Here is an 18633-nt window from a genome sequence, read left to right as displayed (position 1 = left end):
CATGGCGCTGCCAAACTGGGGTCAACTCAAAGATCCGGATGCGTATATGTTAAAGCTGTACAGAGCAATCTGGCGTGCAAGCGCCGGGCGGCAGATTATCCTTATAATCCTGTCCATTGCCATCGCAGGCCTGGCAGCAGTTCCGCTGGAGTTTCAGCGGGACATCGTCAACCATCTCACTTCGGATGACATCAGCACAGAACGTCTGGTCTATCTGGGCGTGGGCATGATGTCAGTCATACTGCTAAGCCTCGCCCTGAAATGGCTGCTGGGCTATCGCGCAGGGACTCTGGGCGAAGACATGATCCGCATGATCCGGCAACGGCTTCTCGTTCGTGCAGCGGATATTGGTGAAAACGGTGAGACGGTACGCAAGGGCACCATGACCACTGCAATTTCGGCCGAGGCAGAGGAGTTGGGGAAATTCGCCGGAGGAGCTTTTTCGGACCCGGTCGTACAGATCGGTACCCTGATCAGTGTGATCGGCTATATCTCTTCGACCCAACCCGGTTTGGGCATGATTGCCCTATCTATGATTGCGCCTCAGATCATCATCGTGCTGATCTCGCAGCGCAAGGTGAACATCTTTGTCGCCGAACGCGTCCGTATTCTCCGCAGTGCAACTGACAGGCTTACAGCTGAGGATATTGACGCCGTTGCGCGGGATATCGACGCTCAGTTTGACGATATTTACAACACCCGCCGCAGAATGTTCCTTTGGAAGCTGTCCGCCAAATTCCTGCTAAGCGTGATAAACGGCGCAGGCACTGTCGGCGTTCTTATGCTGGGTGGCTACTTGGTTCTGAATGGCAAAACAGATGTCGGCACAGTCGTGGCCGCAACCAGTGGCTTGAGCCGCATTCAGGGTCCAACCGCCTTTCTAATCGCGTTCTACCGTCAAGTCAGCGCCAACCGCATCAAGTACGAGTTGATGCTGGAACTGTTCGGTCCTAACCCCGAGCGCTATCGTCATGTGAAGCGACCGCATTAAAAAAGACCGCGCGGTATGTGCCGGCGCGGTCTTTTCCGTTTCGGGATACGAAGCGTTACGCGCGTTCCGAATATTCCATGGTCTCAGTGTTCACCACGATCATTTCGTCTTGGCCGATGAACGGCGGAACCATGACCTTAACACCATTGTCCAGAATGGCCGGCTTGAACGAGTTCGCAGCTGTCTGGCCTTTGACGACCGGCTCGGTTTCAACGATTTTGCAAGTCACTTTCTGGGGCAGCGTGGCATTTAGAGCCTCGCTTTCATAAAATTCGACAACAATCGTCATGCCGTCCTGCAGAAACGGGCGGCGCTCGCCGAGCAGTTCGGCCGGCAGTTCGATCTGTTCGTACGTCTCAGAATCCATGAACACCAACATGCCGTCGGATTCGTACAGGAACTGCTGATCCTTCTGCTCAAGGCGTACGCGCTCAACCTTGTCCGCCGAGCGGAAACGCTCGTTCAGCTTGGAACCGTTGCGCAGGTTGCGCAGTTCGACCTGGGCAAAAGCGCCGCCTTTACCGGGCTTTACGTGATCGACTTTGACAGCCGCCCAAAGCCCATCGTTATGCTCAAGCACATTGCCGGGGCGAATTTCGTTCCCATTTATCTTGGGCATTACATAAATCCTTCACAAACGGTTGATGCGTCAGTTCCCGTCCCTATATCTGGCGGGACCACACCTGACAAGACAACGACACCTAGTGCTGCACTTGCAGCAAGCCATGCAAATGACGCAACGCAACTATGCATTTTAGCTGTATCCGAATCGCGCCTAATAGGTCATAAGGACCGTCACGCCGAAAATGCAAGAGCAAGAACAACAAGGAAGACGAGATGAGAGATTTCGTTGACGGCACTGCCTTTAATAACGAACAAGGCAATCGTGCACGCAAACTTTTCGCGGCCGTTGTGTTGGCTGCACTTGATGACGCTATCGCCGATGACAAGAAGTACGGCAATGGCCCCGAACAAATCGCCCGCTGGGCACGCTCGCGCGATGGTCGCGAGGTGTTGTCCTGCGCGGGTATCGACCCGAACGAGCGGGTTGTCAGCGGACTGATGGAGTTCGTTGGTCGTGGCGTGCGTACTTCGGTCGCTCTGTCGCGTGAAGAAAGCGAGCGCCGCAACGCCGCACAGCAAGCCGAAGCTGCCTGATCAAGGCGCCTTCTGAATGAAAAAACGCGCTCCCGAACACCGGGGCGCGTTTTTCTTTTGGCCTGTCAAAAAAACAGAAGCCATTGCCGGGCGACCCAAAGCTCAGCCCCAAGCAGCGCTGCAAAGAACAGCTTGGACGGCGCAGTCAGCCCCCTATTCCACAGCACGATGTAAGAACCCACGCAGATCAAAGCTGATATCGGCGCGACCCAAAACGCGTAATGGGAGCTATCCCAATAGCTGACAGGGCTGTGAAACACCCAATCGCTTATCGGCCAGAACTGCGGTCGCCCATCGCCCGCATGCAGCAAGAAATCCAGAGACAGATGTAACAGACCCGCTGACGCGGCAACTGTCAGGAAACGCCATCCGCTCCAAAGTCCAATACAGACCGCTAGCCCCCAGAGGACAAAAGAGTTATCGATCGCAAAAACCGTTTGCCACGCGGGAGAAAAGTAAAGCTGATCGAACACTACCTGCGGCGGGATGCGGAGTATGAACAGCGATACCCCCGCCATTACGTACAGTGACAGATCAGGCAGCAAAGATCCTAACACCGCTGCCCAAAGGATGCGCCCCTGCGCAGGCCGCGCAAACGCGGCGGCGCCGATCAAAAGATGCGCTGGCGTGTTCATCCGGGCTTTTCCTTTGCGCTCAAATCAGGTCATCTGCGCGTCAAGATATAGGAGACGGCTATGGTTCGCGCCATCATGATTCAGGGCACCGGCAGCAATGTTGGAAAATCGATTTTGGTTGCCGGACTGGCGCGTGCTTTTACGCGGCGCGGTCTTAGGGTCGCTCCGTTTAAACCTCAAAATATGTCCAACAATGCCGCGGTGACTGAAAACGGCGGAGAGATCGGTCGAGCACAAGCGCTGCAGGCCCGAGCAGCCAAGCGCCCCACCCATACGGACATGAACCCAATTCTGCTTAAGCCAGAAACCGACACCGGCGCACAGATCATCGTTCAAGGTCAACGTGCGGGCACGATGAAGGCGGGCGATTACCGCAAGGACAAGTCCAAGCTTTTGGGCGCCGCGTTGGAGAGCTTTGACAGGCTTTGCAGTGACGCCGATCTGGTACTGGTCGAGGGCGCGGGTAGCCCTGCTGAAACCAACCTTCGAAAAAGTGACATCGCCAATATGGGCTTTGCCTGCGCCGCTGGCGTGCCCGTCGTTCTGGTCGGAGATATTCACCGGGGTGGCGTTATCGCTCAGATTGTCGGAACACAGGCCGTTCTGGACGCAGATGACCTGGCAATGATCAACGGCTTTGCCATCAATCGGTTCAAAGGCGATGTGTCCCTGTTTGACGAAGGGCGCGACGACATCGCGGCAAGAACAGGGTGGCCCTGTGTGGGCGTTGTCCCCTGGTTCCATGACGCTTGGAAGTTGCCTGCGGAAGATATGATGGATATCCGCTCGCACAGCGGCGGAGCTTGCAAAGTCGTCGTGCCACAGCTTGAGCGGATGGCCAATTTCGATGACCTGGACCCGTTGTCGGCAGAGCCCGGCGTCTCGGTTGAGATCGTCCCCGGCGGCCGCCCCCTGCCCGGCGACGCGAACCTAGTGCTATTGCCCGGCAGTAAATCGACAATAGGCGATCTGACGTATTTCCGGGCGCAGGGTTGGGATATCGACCTATACGCCCACGTCCGCCGCGGTGGTCATGTAATGGGCCTTTGTGGAGGCTTTCAGATGTTGGGCAAGACTATCGCAGACCCAGACGGGGTCGACGGGCGCCCCGGCACCGTGGAAGGGTTGGGCCTGTTAGACGTGCACACGGTCATGGCCGGAAAGAAGCAAGTCACTCTTCGCTCTGCGCAAACGATACCGGGCGGCGAGCCAGTCAGTGGCTACGAAATCCACATGGGTCGAACCGAAGGTCCGGATTGCGCCCGCGCATGGCTCGAAGTCGAAAACAGGCCGGAGGGGGCAGCGGATTCAACCGGGCGTATACGCGGAAGTTACCTGCACGGGATATTCTCGTCGGACGCCTTCAGATCCAGTTACCTCGAACAACTGGGTGCGGCTTCGGATCTTTCCTATGAGGATGGGATAGAAGAAACGCTTGATGCTTTGGCCGATCATCTGGAACAGCACATGGATCTGGACCAGATATTGGCCATGGCCACGCCCCCGAAGAGGCATGGAAGCTAGTCGGTTTTTTGCTCGGCCAGTGCGCGGTAAATCTCGCGACGTACCATCTTGCGAACGTTGCGGGTGATCCGCTCTCCCAAAACGCCCTGAAGTTCCTCGCGCACGACCTGAGCGATAAGGTCACGCAACGAATCTTCATCCAAGCTTAGAGCCACCGGTTGAGGTTGGGTCGGTGTGCGCTCAGCGATTTCGGTATCCCGTATGAACGTAGCTTTGGTAAGCTCAGGCTGTTCAGGTTCTGCCACTTTGGCCGTGGTGCTGTCTGCCACAATGAATTCATCTTCAATGTGCCAATGCAACGCTCGGGTCGTTGTGCCGGAATAGGCATCATCGCTGTCGCCGTCCGGCTCCCATTGGTCCTCAGTTTTGGCAATCGCAGCCTCTAGCGCCTCGATCTTGGCGCTTAGGCTATCAACCGGACCATCTTCCGGCTCGGATTCTGTATTCTGCTCAACCGCGGGCTCGGCGTGTTTAACGATATCGCAGGCCCGCAGGAGCATCGGCTTTACAGAATCCTCAGCCTTGTAGGCTGGTTCTTGTGTGGCTGATTGGGAATCCTGCGGCGCATCGCCAACGCGCAACGCGTCCGTCAGCACCAACCTGCTTGGTTTTCTTTTGATGGCTGAGGCCAGCGGGCCCGGAGTACTCCGATCCTCTTCGCTGACCATCCTTTTGATCGAGGACAACACGTCCTCGATACCCGCTTTCGCGACTTTATCCGTCATTGTTCTCTACCGCTCTATCCTCAGGAATGAGTGTAGCCAAACAAATCGGGCGTCACAACCGGTAGTATTGCGCCTTAGTCGCGGCGCAATGCTTTGAGTACACGATCCAGGTCGCGGCTTTGCTTGCTGAGCTGTGCTGGAGCTTTCTTCACCAAGTTGTAGTAAAGAGTCGGATCGTAGATCTGAACCGCCAGTCCCAGACGCTCAGCCGTAAGCAAACCCTGAGCTTGCAACAGCTGATATGCAGCACGAGACCGCTCGGTGCGCGATGCAACCTCGGCCAGCTGCGCATCCAGTAAGTCCTGCTGAGCATTCAAAACATCCAGCGTTGTACGGGCGCCCAGTGTCGCTTCTTCCCGGATACCGTCAAACGCAACCTGCGACGCACGAACCCGTTCTGTCGATGCTCGAAGGCTGGCAGTGGCGGCCTGGAATGCAGCGTAGGCATCCGCGACGCCTTGCGTAATGTTCTTCTGAACGTTCAGCAAGTTTGCGCGCGACGCATCCCGCGTCGCCATCGCACGACGTACACTAGCGGCCAAACGGCCACCGGCATAGATCGGCTGATTGAGCCGCAGAGCCACGGTTGCATCTTCTAGGTTGTCGTCGTTTTCGAAGTCTTCGCGAATCCCCGCGTCGGCATCCAAGCTGACATTAGGACCAAGGTTGGCACGTTGCTGTTGAACAACCAGGTCCAGCGCACGCACCTGATGCTGCGCCGACAAAATGGCCGGGTGATTGCGTTGCGCCAAGCTTACAGCTTCCGCTTCCGAACCTGGTAAATTCGGCAAGCTGGGCTGACCGGCAGTACGTCCAGGCTCTTTTCCAACGGCGTTGACATACTCAGCTTGGGCAATGCTCAAGTTACCGCGAGCAACCGCAAGGTCAGCTTGCGAGCTCGCCAGCTGGGCTTCGGACAGCGCGACGTCGGTGCGTGTTACCTCACCCACATCGAAGCGGTCCTGAGAGGCCCGCAATTCCTCTGCTGACACGTCCACGTTGTTCAAACGAATCTGCACGGTTTCTTCTTGCAGAAGAACACCCAGATAAGCGTTCAGACCGCGAAACAGGACTTGTTGCTCAACGTCCAGCAGTGTCTGCCGTGTGGCTAGCACTGTTTCCTGAGCAGACTGTTTGCCCAGCACAGAAAAGCCGCCATCGTAGATCAGCTGAGTCAGCGTGAGTCCCGTGAAAAACGTAAAAGGCTCGTTTCGGTTGATGACGTCGCTCACTCTACTACGAGTGTAGTCCTGACTGATTTCCGCCGTCCAGTTGATGATCGGACGAAGTGCCGACAATGCGATAGCGACATCTTCGTCAGCCGCGCGCAACAAAGCCCGGTTCTGTTCCAGCAATCCGCTGGTGTTGTAAGCTCCGATAAAGGCATCAGTCAGGTTATCAGCCCAAACCGTTCGCCCCGGCACTGCACTGAGCGCGATTCCCGCGGTCAACGCCAACGCCTTTACAAACTTCCCCCCCGTCCTTGAACGCATAACTAAATCCTTCTCAAACCAAAATTACGCTGCCCTGAGTGTAGTTTGCGCGTTTGTTTTCAACTAATCAAGGCAACACAACAATATGAGATGGAATTATAGCGAAAATGCACACTCGGTGGAAAAAGCCTGTAAAATCGGTGCGTTGGCATTGAAGGCATGACGCCAAGTCACCTGGTTGCCGGTTTTACGCCCAATACGAACGGTACCTAGCTCTCCATCAACGAACAAACACGCAATGCGTCCGTGATCTTTCAGCTGCTCAATCAGAGCTTCCGGCACTTGTTGAACGCCGCCCTGAATCATGATGACGTCATAGGGCCCATGTTCGGTTGCGCCTTGCTCCAAAGGACCTGTGTGTACGATTGCGTTGTCGATATCGGCTTCCATCAAAAGCGTTTGCGCTTCGCCAGCCAGATCCTCGTCTTCTTCAACCGCAACTACGAGCTGAGCCATGCGCGCAGCAACTGCTGTCGAATACCCAAGCGCCGGGGCGATATCCAAAACAACTTCATCATTGGAGATGTTCAACGCATCCAGAATCTTGGCCAAAGTCCGAACCTCTAACAGACAACGCCCGTTACCAAGTTCGATCACCCCTTCGGCATAGGCTGCTTCGCGTTGCGCGTCCGGCACGAAGTTCTCTCGCTGAACGGTCAGCATCGCGTCGATGATTGGGAATTTCGTGACATCAGAGGGTCGAACTTGCGTATCAACCATTGTGCGGCGCCGAGTTGCGAAATCTGTCATTGGATCGCTCGTGTTAGTCCCAAGGATGTTTGGCTTGTGCCATATCCGAACGAAACCAGCAACGGCTCTGACGCTGAAAGTTCCACCAGATTGCATGAACTTGGCCATACGCCACGCATTTGTATTTTGAACGGCGCTTGTTTTTTAGCACCTACCTACTGGACGCCCCAGAAGAAAGGTGTTAAAACGCCGCCCACACCACGGCAAGTATTTGATTTTACTTGAAAAGGCGAGTTGGCGGAGTGGTGACGCAGCGGATTGCAAATCCGTGTACACCGGTTCGATTCCGGTACTCGCCTCCACTCCTCCTTATTTGGTTTTTTCTCAGTATCTTGGGAACTTTAAGCGTCTCGGGGAAGATACAGGCGTTTAACCACCCCGCGAATAACCTGTAGAAGAATTAAGTTAAGTCATCCGCGCTCCTGACTACACCAACAGAGCTGCGACAGTTTTTCTACGGCAGGACGCAACTCAAGAAATCTACGGGCAGAAGTGATTGGGCAGATACCAAGCTTGGAAGGCACAACGTTTCCGCCGCCCTTTTTGAACAATTCGACGACAGAAAGCTGGCCCCACCAGTATTTACCAGCGATTTACTATGCGCGGTTGGCGATGCGTTCGAATTTCAGCGCGTGAAAGAAACGAGGAAGATGGCTTTGCAATCGAAGTGGTCAATACGGAGGCCTTTAAGGTTTATTGCGAGTGGAAAGCCTGTGTCGCTGAAGGAAACCAGCACTGGGGACAATTTACCTAACCGTTGCTTCTGGGGTGTATTTTGAAACGTGGTCCTACAGCACAGCAAAACCCAAAGAACCGCGGAACACGCGCTCCAATAGTTCACAGTACGTTTAGAAGGAGATCGCGCTATCAGAAGTGACCCCGGTCAAGCCGCGTCCGCTTAGCGCCTGTCTTCGAACTTGGCATTGTGATTTTTTCAACCGCGCTTGACTAATTGTGGGGTCAATCCTCCCAAGGAGGTTTGGCGCCAATCTCTGCGATCAGAAAATCCATGAACACCCGCACTTTAGGGGATAATACATTGGACTTGGGATAGATAAGCCAAAGAACATTATCTTCTTTGGCCTCAAAGTTCGGCAGAACTTGGGTCAACCGGCCCGATTTCAGGTGCTCATGCACACTCCACAGAGCGTTCAGAGAAATACCAGCCCCGGCCAGCGTGGCACAGACCTGGCTTTGGCCGTCATCGATTATCAATTGACCCTTGGCCGATGCGGGATCGAAAACTGCATCCTTGCCCGCAGGTCCTGTAAGCGGGCGTGGTTGGCGATTTCGGAAAGCGATTAAGTGGTGGTTTGTTAGATCGCTTGGAATTTTGGGGATGCCGTGTTTGTCGAGATAATGCGGCGCGGCACATAGAACGCGCCGGTCATCTGCCAGTTTTCGACCTTTCAGGCTGGTGTCTACTAGCGGCGCGTTCCTCAGTGCCAAGTCATAACTGCCTTCGATAAGATCGAATTGAACATCGGACAGACGTAAATCGAGTGTGAGGTCGGGGTGTTGCTGAAGAAATCTAGGCAAGATCGGTGCGATGTATCGCTGTGCAAACGTGCTGGGCGCAGCGAAGCGCAATGTGCCTCGGATGGTGGTTGTTTGCTTGCCCAAAGCCGTAAGCGCCGCCTCCTCCTGTGCGATGATCTCTCGGGCAAAAGGTAGGAAATCGGCACCTTCGACGGACAGTGACACTTTGCGCGTTGTGCGATGCAAAAGCTCGGAACCAAGGCTCTGCTCCAACTTGGCGAGCTTTGCGCTCGAGACCGCTGGAGCCATACCCAGTGCGCGCCCAGCAGCGCTTATGTTTAGCATTTCCGCTGCTGCCACAAACAATCGCAGCGCATCTGTATCAAGACCCATTATATCGAAAACCCGAATTATCAATCCACAAATGGGCAGTTTATATGCAAATGGATTGGCGTTAAATCCCTTTCATCGATGCAACAAAGCGTAGGAAGGAGGCGCAAATGACGCGGATGGCCACAGTCAACTACCACGTTCACAAGCCTTACCGGCAAGCCTTTGAACTAGATGCAGGCGGGATTGCTGGTAATCTGGTTTCCCCCGAACTAGCCTCCACAGCCGTTGCGTTAGAAGATACCCGCGCTACGACCAACACAGTTAAGTTTGCATCTGATGCTGTCGAATTCATGCCGCTGGAAACGCAAGTCCAAAACTTTGCCAGCGATGCTTGGAAACCAACATACGATTCGGAACTGACAGCAATGCTATTGCGCAGGCTGGGCGTGCGTGAAGTTGTAGTCTTTGATCATACCGTTCGAACAGATGACCCTGGTGCGACACGCAAACCCGCGCGCAACGTCCACAGTGACTATAGCAAGGACGGAGCCGAACAGCGGCTTGTCGACCTGTTGGGCGCCGAAACCGCAGCGGAATGGGCGCAAGGTCACTATGCTTTTGTGAATGTGTGGCACCCTGTGGGTCATCCTATCAATTCAGCTCCGCTTGGCTTTGTTCGCCCATCATCGGTTGACCCGTCTGACTGGATCCTGCTGGACCTGATCTATCCCGAACGCAAAGGGCAAATCATGGGGCTGGTGGGAAACCCCGAACATGAGTGGATCTATCAATCCAAGATGACGCCGGATGAGGTCGCGATCTTTAACATCTACGACAATCGCGGCTTGCCATCGATTGCGCATAGCGCGCTTGATATGGTCGAGGATCCAAATGTCACTACCATTCGCAAGAGCATCGAGAGCCGCACGTTGGTGCGCTATTAAAGGAGGTCCTGACATGTTGGATGAAACGCAGCCAGCTGAGTTTGCCCAAATGAGCGTGGCCTACAACCGGGTGTTTCGCCCGGGGCGTCTAAGCGTCGGCCTTGTGTTACCGCTTGAAGCATACGCAGTCGGCGCAGAGCCGACGCTGCGGGAACATCTGGAAGCGGCTCAGAGGGCAGAGGAACTTGGGTTTGCAGCACTGTGGCTGCGGGACGTGCCGTTTAATGTTCCAAGCTTTGGTGATCCCGGACAGGTCTTCGATCCCTTTGTTTATCTGGGTGCACTTGCAACGGCGACAGACCGGATTGCGCTTGGAACGTCGAGTGTAATTCTACCATTGCGCCACCCGGCACATGTGGCCAAGGCAGCGGCGACCGCAGATGTGCTGTCGGGCGGACGGTTGTTGTTGGGTGTAGCTTCGGGCGACCGCCCCGAGGAGTACCCGGCGATGAACCAGAGCTATGATGACAGGGGTGAGCGTTTCCGCGACAGCGTTGACTACATCCGCGCGGTTGGATCGGACTATCCCAAGCATGAAAGCGCTCAGGGCACGCTGTCTGGTGGGATTGACCTATTGCCAAAACCGCATGGAGCCCGCCTGCCGATGCTCATTACCGGTGGTAGCCAGCAAACGCCCGATTGGGTGGCACAGAACGGCGACGGTTGGATGACCTATCCGCGCAACGCCGCAGCACAGGGGCAGGTCATCGCGGATTACCGGAAACGGGTGAAGGAAGCAGGCCAAACGGACAAGCCGGTCATGCAATCGCTTTACGTCGATGTCGTTGCTGATCCAGCTGCCCCTCCTCGCCCGATCCATCTTGGGTTTCAATCTGGCACTGACTTCCTTCGCAACTACCTGCGCGAGATTGAAATGCTTGGAGTCAATCACGTCGCACTGAACCTAAGGTTCAATCAAGCGCCCATCGAGGCGACCCTCGAACACTTGGCGGATACTTTGCTGCCTGACTTTTCTTAAAGGATCAGACCAATGACCAAAACTGTTCTCGTTACAGGCTCAACTGACGGCATTGGCTTGCTCACGGCAAAGAAGCTAGCAGCCGCCGGGCACAAAGTGCTCTTGCATGGTCGTAGCGTATCTAAATTGGAGAGCGCGGCTGCCGCAGTCGGCGGTGATGTTGAAACCTATGCCGCCGATCTAAGCGATCTGTCCGCAGTGCGAAATCTGGCCGAAAGCGTACGGGCCAAGCATGACAAACTGGATGTGTTGATCAACAACGCAGGTGTTTTGAAAGCCCCGAAATCCGTCCTTGAGAATGGGCAGGACATCCGTTTTGTCGTGAACACGCTCGCACCTTATCTGCTGACCGAATTGCTGCTGCCGATCATTCCCGCTGACGGTCGCGTTGTGAACCTGTCATCGGCAGCGCAAGCCCCGGTAAACATCAAAGCCATGCAAGGCAATGTGCCGCTGGCGGATATGGAAGCATATGCCCAAAGCAAATTGGCTATCACCATCTGGACCTTGGATTGGGCAAAATCGCGAGCGGATACTCCGGTAATCGTTGCTGTAAATCCCGGATCACTTTTGGCCTCAAAGATGGTGAAAGAAGGCTTTGGCGTTACCGGCAACGACATGAGCATTGGTGCCGATATCCTGATTGAAGCAGCGCTAGGCGAGAGGTTCGCCGACGCTTCAGGTGCCTATTTCGACAATGATATTGGTGCTTTCGCAAATCCGCATGCCGCAGCACGGGACAAAGATCACATTGCCGACGTCATGACCACGATCAGGGACTTGATTAGCCGGGCTGGCTAACCCTCGCGGCGCGAAAGCGCCACACACTTCCACCTTTAACTCTCCGACACCCCTCACGCATGCCGCGTCGAGGCCCAAGAAAGGACTGCCTGATGAAATATGAGAACTTTCAAACCTTTGACGTAGACGTTGAAAACGGCATCGCCACCGTGACATTCAACTTTGGTTCCGTGAACGTACAAGGTCAGGAAATGTTGGCCGATCTCAACAGCCTGGCAATGCGGCTGGAGCGTGACCGCGAAACCAAAGTCGTAATCTTCCAATCGGCCAATCCGGAAATCTGGGTCTGCCACTACGACACCGAGCTTCTCAAGGATATGTCGACCGAGGCGGTATCTCGTGACGATGCACAGCTTTTGGACCTGCAATCGGTTTGCCAAAGGATCAGCAAGGTGCCGCAGGCCACCATCGCAAAACTGGAAGGGTTTGCACGCGGTGGCGGGCACGAATTGGCGTTGGCGCTCGACATGCGCTTTGCTGCGCGAGGAAAGTACAAGTTCATGCAGATGGAGGTCGGCATGGGTATCCTACCCTGCGGCGGTGGCGCCTCTCGCATGGCGCGGCAAACCGGTCTTGGCAAAGCACTCGAGATCATCCTGAGCGCGCAGGACTATGACGCGGATGACGCAGAGCGTTTGGGCACCATCAACAAGGCGTTGGAGCCGGATGAAATTGGCCCATATGTGACCGCACTGGCCGAACGGATTGCAAAATTCCCAGCGGAGTCAATCAATGCCTGTAAGCAGATGGTTTACGAATCCATCGACAAACCCATTGATGAGGCGCTGAAGGCCGAAGCCTACTGGCTATATCAGGCCACCAGCAAAACCCCGGCCGTCAAACGTTTCACCATCGCGGATGAACAGGGCTTGGAACACGACATCAAAAACCAGCGCAAATGGGGCGAACTGGTGATGCAGGTGCAGGATATCAACTGACCTCCCCCCCAATACATCGATCTCGTCAGGCGTGCGTTGTTGCGACGTGCCCCTGACATTACGTCACAAAAAGGAACTAACCAATGAAAGCAATGGTTCTAAAATCATACGGGCCAGATGCGCCGTTCGAGATTGCCGAAATGCCCGACCCGGTCGCGACTTCTGGACAGGTGGTTGTCAAAGTAGCCGCCGCCAGCGTCAACACCGTCGACACAATGATCCGAAGCATGGGCGCTGACCTACCCCTTTCCCCCGCACTACCTGCGGTGCTCGGCATGGACTTTGCTGGCACAGTCGTCGCTATTGGCGAAGGTGTGACGGGTTTTGCCATAGGCGATGAGGTGTATGGCTGTGCCGGTGGCTTAGTGGACCTGCCGGGCTCTTTGGCAGAGTACATTAATGCGGACGCCCGCTTGATTGCCCACAAACCCAAGACGCTGAGCATGCGAGAAGCCGCAGCGCTGCCTCTTGTTGGCATCACCGCATACGAAGGGTTGACGCGCGCCGGTGTTGACCAAGGGCAAACCGTACTCGTCCAAGGCGGCGCCGGTGGCGTTGGTCATGTCGCCGTTCAGATCGCCCGACACCTCGGCGCCACCGTTTCCGCGACAGGTCGTGGCGCAGATCAGATGGCCCTGATCGAGAGTATTGGTGCGCGTCCCTTGGACTTCACAACGCAAAAGGTTGAGGACTACGTGGCTGAGCACACCGATGGCGTAGGCTTTGACGTGGTGTTTGACAGCGTGGGTGGACCGAACATGACGAACTCGTTTGAAGCGGCGAAGCTCAATGGCCATGTCGCTTCAACGGTTGCGATGGTCGAGATTGATTTGACGCCCGCGCATTTCAAAGGTCTGTCTCTGCATGTCGTCTTCATGTTGATCCCGATGATGCACGATGTCGGACGGCAAACCCATGGTGACATCTTGCGGACACTAGCGGAACTGGCGGACGCCGGCGGGCTCAAACCGATTGTTGACGAACATAAGTTTGGCTGGACCAATGTCGACGCAGCTTATGCGCAACTGACTACCGGAGCTGCGGTCGGAAAAGTCGTTGTGGAACTGTGATTTAGTCCGAAGGTGATTGGTGCGTATACATAACCTTGCGCACCAAATTAGTATGGGCTGCCGTTGATGCCTCCTATCCGTACTTGGTTGACCCAAATGCAAATTGAAGCACGGATTGCTTCGGTCTCAGACCGGTCGCTGAGGTGCTCACTGCGAGTGGACAGTTGGCTTAAAAGTTGCAGCCCTACCCAACAAATAAGAGAGATCAACAGCGCCAATGACGGCGTTGGTGATCTCCCCTTGGCTTGAAACCTTGCAATAAAGGCTTGTCAGGAAGACAACTCGCAGAATGAGAAAACTCAGTCTATCTAGTGATGAACGTGAGTTTTTTGAGCTTGGGCATCATATTGCTTGCGCTATGCGGCACAATCTTTGGAAGTCCGATCCCACATTTCAAAGAGTAATCTACGATAGAGCGGAGTCAGCCTACGGGCATGGCTGCGGCTTGATGTTTAATCTGGGCGTATTCCGCTTGAGCGCCTCGGAATACAACTTCACGACGTCGCTCGGTGACGTGCTAGGGCACCTCCGAGACTTGATCCCACAAACGGCGTATTCTTTCGAGTAGATCATCTGTAATTTCTTGAAGGCTTTAGATTACCGAGGCGAAATCTCAGCCGAGGAAGAACCGTTTGATGTTCCAGGATATCTCCAACAAGCTTTGTGGGGTTTCGTGAAACTTGGATATTCATTGAAAGGCCCCTACGGATTCAAGTTGAGTGAACGGACCGCTACAAGGACGATAGCGGAATACTTCTTGCCCAAAGAAGGAGATTGCTTTCGGACGCCTGATAAGGTCACGGCCAACACACTCGCAGAAGAAATGTGGGATGCGTTGCCGATTTGGCAGCGCAATGTCATGGCAGGGTGGATCACGGGTAAAAGTGAGCTTGATCTCTTCCCGCGCCCCCTCATCGATCGTTTATAGTTCCACCAAAGCCTTGAGCTTAAACGAGCACCACCTAGTTGTCTGAGGGCTCGTTTTAAGAACCCTCTCGCTTCCGATACTCGCTACCACTCTCCTGAATTCACATCGACTTTCTATCCCGCGAGCGTTTCGTCATTCGACCCCACGACCTTGGGGTATGACTTCGTACCCGGGCTCTTCCGGTTCGTCATCCTGCATTTCTGGAGGAAAACCGGGCGCTGTAATTTCGAGGCCCGTAGCCTCTTCCAGTCGTTTGATAATATTTGGGGACAACTCTCGGTCTCCGTAACGGGCTATTCCGTCTTCGAAAATCTGGATCATCACCGGGTTGATCTCAAGCGGAACACCAGCACGGTCAGCAACTTCCTGAAACAGACCGATATCCTTCTTCACAAGATCCATCGTAAATGAAATGTCCCGTGAGCCATTCAGTATCACCTGACTTTCCGTCTCGTGGACGAACGAAGTACCCGAAGAAATCTTGATCGCCTCGTATGTGGTATTGAGGTCCATCCCGGCGGCCTTTGCAGTCACCAAAGCCTCGGCGCAGGTGATAAGATTGGCCGTCGCGAGGTAGTTCGTCAGTACTTTCAAAACAGAGGCAGACCCCAACTCGCCCGTGTGCAGAACGCGCCGGCCCATAGTTGTGAGGAACGGTAGAATCCTGTCGAATGTTGGTCGATCGCATCCCGCAAAGATCGAGATGTTACCCGTTGCGGCTCGGTGACAGCCGCCAGACACCGGACAATCGACTGCTGCGCCGCCGCGTTCGATAACCAACGCGCCAAGACGTTTGGCTTCGGCCTCGTCAGTTGTGGACATCTCCATCCAAATTTTTCCAGGTACGACTTCAGGCAGCATCTCTTGCATGACCGCGTCCGAAGCCGCTGGGGACGGAAGGCAAGTGATGACCGCGTCGCAATCACGCATCAACTGTGCAGGGCTCTCCGCAGGTTTGGCGCCCCTTCCAACGAATTCCGCCACCAATTCCGGATTGAGATCGTGCACTGTCAGATCAACTCCATTGCGCAGAAGTGACCCAGACAGCTTGCCGCCGACGTTGCCCAAACCGATAAATCCGACTTTCATTTTTTCCTCCAGCTAGTCGTGTTGGTTCCAAGTATCCCCGTTGCCAAGCAGAAACTAAAATGAATAATAACGCCCATAATGATCGGATTATTTTGGTGATAAATGGACAGACTTCCAAACCCAGTATGGCTGCGCAGTTTTGAATCCGCCGCACGCCATCTCAACTTCACCACAACAGCGCAAGAACTTGGCCTGACTCAAACGGCTGTTTCACTGCACATCAGGTCACTAGAGGCCGAACTGGGACAGAAGCTATTCATCCGAAACGCGCGACGTTTGAACTTGACGGAACTGGGGCAGTCGTACTCGCTAACAGTCCGGCGTGCGCTGGGGGATATCGCACTGTCCACCAACAGCTTGTTCGGCCCGTCATCCCGGCAAACTTTGACAATACGGGCTGCTATTTCGACGGCGACCTATTGGATTGCCGCAGAACTCCCCGAGTTTTCAGCTCAGCATCCCGAGATACCGGTTCGGTTGGTGTCACATATCTGGAATGACAGCATAGCGCCCAATGATGTGGATGTTGAGATCCGCCTGGGTTACGGCGACTGGCCCGGGGTCAAATCTGAAAAACTCTCAGACGAAAAGCTGGTTCCAATCTGCCGATCCGAGAGCGAAATCCCAGACCTAATCTCACCCGATTGTGGCCCATTGATCCAAATCCTAGGGTATGAGGACAACTGGGCACGTTACTTCGAAGCCAACACCATTACACCCGCCGAACAGTCGCCGCAGCATTCAGTAGATACAACAGTCGCCGCATTGCAGCTTGTAATGGCAGGAGCGGGCTACGCGACCATCCTTGAAAGGTTCGCCCAGAACGCCATCCGTCAGGGTGCGCCGATCGCTATTGCCGGCCCCGCGATTCCTTTTGCCCAGTCGCATTATCTGATTAGCCCTCAGGGGGATGCGCAGCGAACGGCCGCGTCTGGTTTGTTCTGCTCATGGCTGCGGGATCGTCTGGCGACAGATGCCGCTGATTGACAAAGGCTGGTCGCTTTTCTTTCCTCTTTGGTTTCAACCCTTGTCTCGTGCTTGACAAGGCCCCTACCCGTGCCGCATGTCCCCTTGCGTTGGTGTCCATTTAAACGTGGATGAAAAGGGAATGCGTCAACGGTTATCCGCCAAACGCAGCCGCCCCCGCGACCGTGACCGGAGAAGGTGCCCAAAGCCACTGGCCCAAAAGGCCGGGAAGGCGGGACACCTGCCAGAGCTCAGCCTCTGACATCCGCAAGCCGGGAGACCTGCCAGCACCCGAAGTTGCAACCGGGCGGGGTGTTCCGGTGTCGGGTCCATGTCGGAATACGTGGCCCGCATGAAACCCCGTCCCCCACGAAGAGGTTTGGGGGGATGAGAGACATGACTGAGACCACGCCAGTCGAACTGCTGGTTTGTACCACTTGCCGTCGCGGCCTGCCTGTCGAGGATGACGCGCAGCGACCTGGTGCCTTGCTGCACAAAGCGTTGGAAAACGCCGATTTACCCAATGGAATCGAACTGAAACCAGTCGAATGCCTGTCGAACTGCGATCAGGGGTGCTCGATCGTTCTTCGTGGTGGGCCGTCTCGTTGGACCTTCGTGTACGAAAACCTGAATGAAACCGATCACGTCGAAACCATCGTCGAAGGTGTGACCAAATATCTGGCCACCGAAGATGGGTTGGTCAAATGGCGTGAGCGTCCAGAACACTTCCGCAAAAACTGCGCTGCCCGTATTCCCCCGATTGGAGCCTAAAATGTCGAATCTCGAAAAACTTCCCGTCACAGTGATCACCGGCTTTCTGGGATCGGGCAAAACCACTCTGGTCAAGCACCTGATGCAGAACCCACAGGGCAAGCGTCTGGCGGTTGTGGTCAACGAATTCGGCGATGTTGGTGTTGACGGCGACATCCTGAAATCCTGCGCGATCCCGGATTGCCCAGCGGAAAACATCATGGAGCTGGCAAACGGCTGCATCTGCTGCACCGTGGCTGATGACTTCATCCCGACCATCGAGGCCCTGATGGCGCTTGAGCCGCGCCCCGATCACATCCTGATCGAAACGTCCGGTCTCGCCCTGCCCAAGCCGCTGCTGAAAGCGTTTGATTGGCCAGATATCCGTTCGAAAATTACGGTCGATGGCGTGATCGCTCTGGCCGATGCCGAAGCTGTTGCTGCCGGTCGTTTTGCCCCGAATGTCGAGGCCGTAGACGCCCAGCGCCTGGCCGATGACTCGATCGATCACGAAACGCCTCTGTCTGAAGTGTTTGAAGATCAGATTTCCTGCGCCGACATCATCCTGCTGACCAAGCCCGATCTGGCCGGTCCAGAAGGTGTTGCCAAAGCGAAAGCGGTCATCGCCGCCGAAGCGCCGCGCCCCCTGCCCGTTGTCGAGGTTGCCGAAGGTGCCGTAGACGTACGCGTTGTTCTAGGCCTAGAAGCCGCTGCAGAAGACGACATGGACGCCCGTCCGTCGCATCACGACGGTCACCATGATCACGAGCATGACGACTTCGAAAGCATCATCGTTGAGTTGCCAGAACAGTCCGATCCAGCCGATTTGGTTGCCAAGATCGAACGCCTGGCCAATGAACTGAATATCCTGCGTGTCAAAGGGTATGCTGCCGTCGCAGGCAAGCCAATGCGCTTGCTTGTGCAAGCTGTTGGCGCGCGCGTCCGTCACCAGTACGACCGTCCGTGGGAGCCGGGTGAAGAGCGCCGCTCGCGTCTGGTTGTCATCGCCGAGCATGACGACATCAAAGAGGCTGCAATCCGCGATATTCTCGTGGGTGTGACCGAGGCTGCCGAGTAAGC

Annotated in this window: 18 protein-coding genes, 1 tRNA gene and 1 riboswitch; of the genes, 12 read left to right on the top strand and 7 right to left on the bottom strand. The window is 55.2% G+C overall.

Features of this window, described 5'->3' with window-relative positions; translation table 11 throughout:
- Window position 1: 1 nt before the first annotated feature.
- On the top strand, window positions 2–991 hold the full coding sequence (locus ACR0EO_RS00395; RefSeq protein WP_480686416.1) for an ABC transporter transmembrane domain-containing protein: 990 nt from the start codon (window positions 2–4) through the stop codon (window positions 989–991).
- 55 nt (window positions 992–1046) lie between these two features.
- Here ACR0EO_RS00395 and efp read toward each other — a convergent pair whose 3' ends face one another.
- Window positions 1047–1610 (bottom strand): elongation factor P, encoded by a 564-nt coding sequence (gene efp / locus ACR0EO_RS00390; RefSeq protein WP_170325421.1) that lies wholly within the window; start codon window positions 1608–1610, stop codon window positions 1047–1049.
- 218 nt (window positions 1611–1828) lie between these two features.
- On the opposite strand from efp, the gene ACR0EO_RS00385 reads away from it, so the two are divergent.
- Window positions 1829–2149 carry a DUF6280 family protein gene (locus ACR0EO_RS00385; protein WP_037310273.1) on the top strand — a complete coding sequence of 107 codons (321 nt, stop codon included), beginning with the start codon at window positions 1829–1831 and terminating at the stop codon, window positions 2147–2149.
- Window positions 2150–2214: 65 nt separating this feature from the next.
- Here the strand turns inward: ACR0EO_RS00385 and ACR0EO_RS00380 are convergent, their stop codons facing one another.
- On the bottom strand, window positions 2215–2784 hold the full coding sequence (locus tag ACR0EO_RS00380) for a cobalamin biosynthesis protein CobQ (protein ID WP_480686415.1): 570 nt from the start codon (window positions 2782–2784) through the stop codon (window positions 2215–2217).
- Window positions 2785–2844: 60 nt separating this feature from the next.
- Here ACR0EO_RS00380 and ACR0EO_RS00375 point away from each other — a divergent pair, with 60 nt between their 5' ends.
- Entirely contained in the window at window positions 2845–4308 is a 1464-nt protein-coding gene (locus tag ACR0EO_RS00375; protein ID WP_480686414.1) for a cobyric acid synthase, read from the top strand.
- Here the strand turns inward: ACR0EO_RS00375 and ACR0EO_RS00370 are convergent.
- From ACR0EO_RS00370 to ACR0EO_RS00360, 3 genes are all read right to left on the bottom strand, one after another.
- Window positions 4305–5033 (bottom strand): hypothetical protein, encoded by a 729-nt coding sequence (locus ACR0EO_RS00370; protein WP_480686413.1) that lies wholly within the window; start codon window positions 5031–5033, stop codon window positions 4305–4307. The two genes, ACR0EO_RS00375 and ACR0EO_RS00370, sit on opposite strands and share 4 nt — an antisense overlap.
- Before the next feature lie 74 nt (window positions 5034–5107).
- Window positions 5108–6526: a TolC family outer membrane protein gene (locus tag ACR0EO_RS00365; RefSeq protein WP_480686412.1), complete on the bottom strand. Its 1419-nt coding sequence runs from the start codon at window positions 6524–6526 to the stop codon at window positions 5108–5110.
- 96 nt (window positions 6527–6622) lie between these two features.
- Window positions 6623–7276: a protein-L-isoaspartate O-methyltransferase family protein gene (locus ACR0EO_RS00360; RefSeq protein WP_480686411.1), complete on the bottom strand. Its 654-nt coding sequence runs from the start codon at window positions 7274–7276 to the stop codon at window positions 6623–6625.
- A gap of 228 nt (window positions 7277–7504) precedes the next feature.
- Here ACR0EO_RS00360 and ACR0EO_RS00355 point away from each other — a divergent pair.
- Window positions 7505–7578 (top strand) — tRNA-Cys (locus ACR0EO_RS00355).
- A 658-nt stretch (window positions 7579–8236) separates the two neighbouring features.
- Here the strand turns inward: ACR0EO_RS00355 and ACR0EO_RS00350 are convergent.
- A complete protein-coding gene (locus ACR0EO_RS00350) occupies window positions 8237–9148 on the bottom strand; it encodes a LysR family transcriptional regulator (RefSeq protein ID WP_480686410.1) in 912 nt (303 codons plus the stop codon).
- A 107-nt stretch (window positions 9149–9255) separates the two neighbouring features.
- On the opposite strand from ACR0EO_RS00350, the gene ACR0EO_RS00345 reads away from it, so the two are divergent.
- The 5 genes from ACR0EO_RS00345 to ACR0EO_RS00325 all read left to right on the top strand — a co-directional run bounded on the left by ACR0EO_RS00345 (window position 9256) and on the right by ACR0EO_RS00325 (window position 13820).
- Window positions 9256–10032, top strand: a complete 777-nt coding sequence (locus ACR0EO_RS00345; RefSeq protein WP_480686409.1) for a CmcJ/NvfI family oxidoreductase — start codon at window positions 9256–9258, stop codon at window positions 10030–10032.
- Between the two features lie 13 nt (window positions 10033–10045).
- The gene (locus tag ACR0EO_RS00340) at window positions 10046–11011 is read left to right on the top strand and encodes an LLM class oxidoreductase (protein ID WP_480686408.1); all 966 of its coding nucleotides are present in this window, start codon (window positions 10046–10048) and stop codon (window positions 11009–11011) included.
- Window positions 11012–11023: 12 nt separating this feature from the next.
- The gene (locus tag ACR0EO_RS00335; RefSeq protein WP_480686407.1) at window positions 11024–11812 is read left to right on the top strand and encodes an SDR family NAD(P)-dependent oxidoreductase; all 789 of its coding nucleotides are present in this window, start codon (window positions 11024–11026) and stop codon (window positions 11810–11812) included.
- Between the two features lie 92 nt (window positions 11813–11904).
- Entirely contained in the window at window positions 11905–12750 is an 846-nt protein-coding gene (locus ACR0EO_RS00330) for an enoyl-CoA hydratase/isomerase family protein (RefSeq protein ID WP_480686406.1), read from the top strand.
- Between the two features lie 83 nt (window positions 12751–12833).
- Complete coding sequence (locus ACR0EO_RS00325) at window positions 12834–13820, top strand: zinc-dependent alcohol dehydrogenase family protein (protein ID WP_480686405.1); 987 nt, start codon at window positions 12834–12836, stop codon at window positions 13818–13820.
- 1060 nt (window positions 13821–14880) lie between these two features.
- Here ACR0EO_RS00325 and ACR0EO_RS00320 read toward each other — a convergent pair.
- The gene (locus tag ACR0EO_RS00320) at window positions 14881–15837 is read right to left on the bottom strand and encodes an NAD(P)-dependent oxidoreductase (protein ID WP_480686404.1); all 957 of its coding nucleotides are present in this window, start codon (window positions 15835–15837) and stop codon (window positions 14881–14883) included.
- A gap of 102 nt (window positions 15838–15939) precedes the next feature.
- Here ACR0EO_RS00320 and ACR0EO_RS00315 point away from each other — a divergent pair, with 102 nt between their 5' ends.
- From ACR0EO_RS00315 to cobW, 3 genes are all read left to right on the top strand, one after another.
- Window positions 15940–16824 carry a LysR substrate-binding domain-containing protein gene (locus ACR0EO_RS00315; RefSeq protein ID WP_480686403.1) on the top strand — a complete coding sequence of 295 codons (885 nt, stop codon included), beginning with the start codon at window positions 15940–15942 and terminating at the stop codon, window positions 16822–16824.
- Window positions 16825–16897: 73 nt separating this feature from the next.
- Window positions 16898–17106, top strand: a riboswitch (cobalamin riboswitch).
- 93 nt (window positions 17107–17199) lie between these two features.
- Complete coding sequence (locus ACR0EO_RS00310; protein ID WP_480686402.1) at window positions 17200–17574, top strand: DUF1636 family protein; 375 nt, start codon at window positions 17200–17202, stop codon at window positions 17572–17574.
- 1 nt (window position 17575) lies between these two features.
- The gene (cobW, locus tag ACR0EO_RS00305) at window positions 17576–18631 is read left to right on the top strand and encodes a cobalamin biosynthesis protein CobW (protein ID WP_480686401.1); all 1056 of its coding nucleotides are present in this window, start codon (window positions 17576–17578) and stop codon (window positions 18629–18631) included.
- The last annotated feature ends 2 nt before the right edge of the window (window positions 18632–18633 follow it).

The sequence above is a fragment of the Ruegeria sp. BE9 genome, assembly GCF_056538765.1.
The sequence above is the reverse complement of the archived record's forward strand: the minus strand, read 5'-3'. Positions and strand labels throughout refer to the sequence as shown.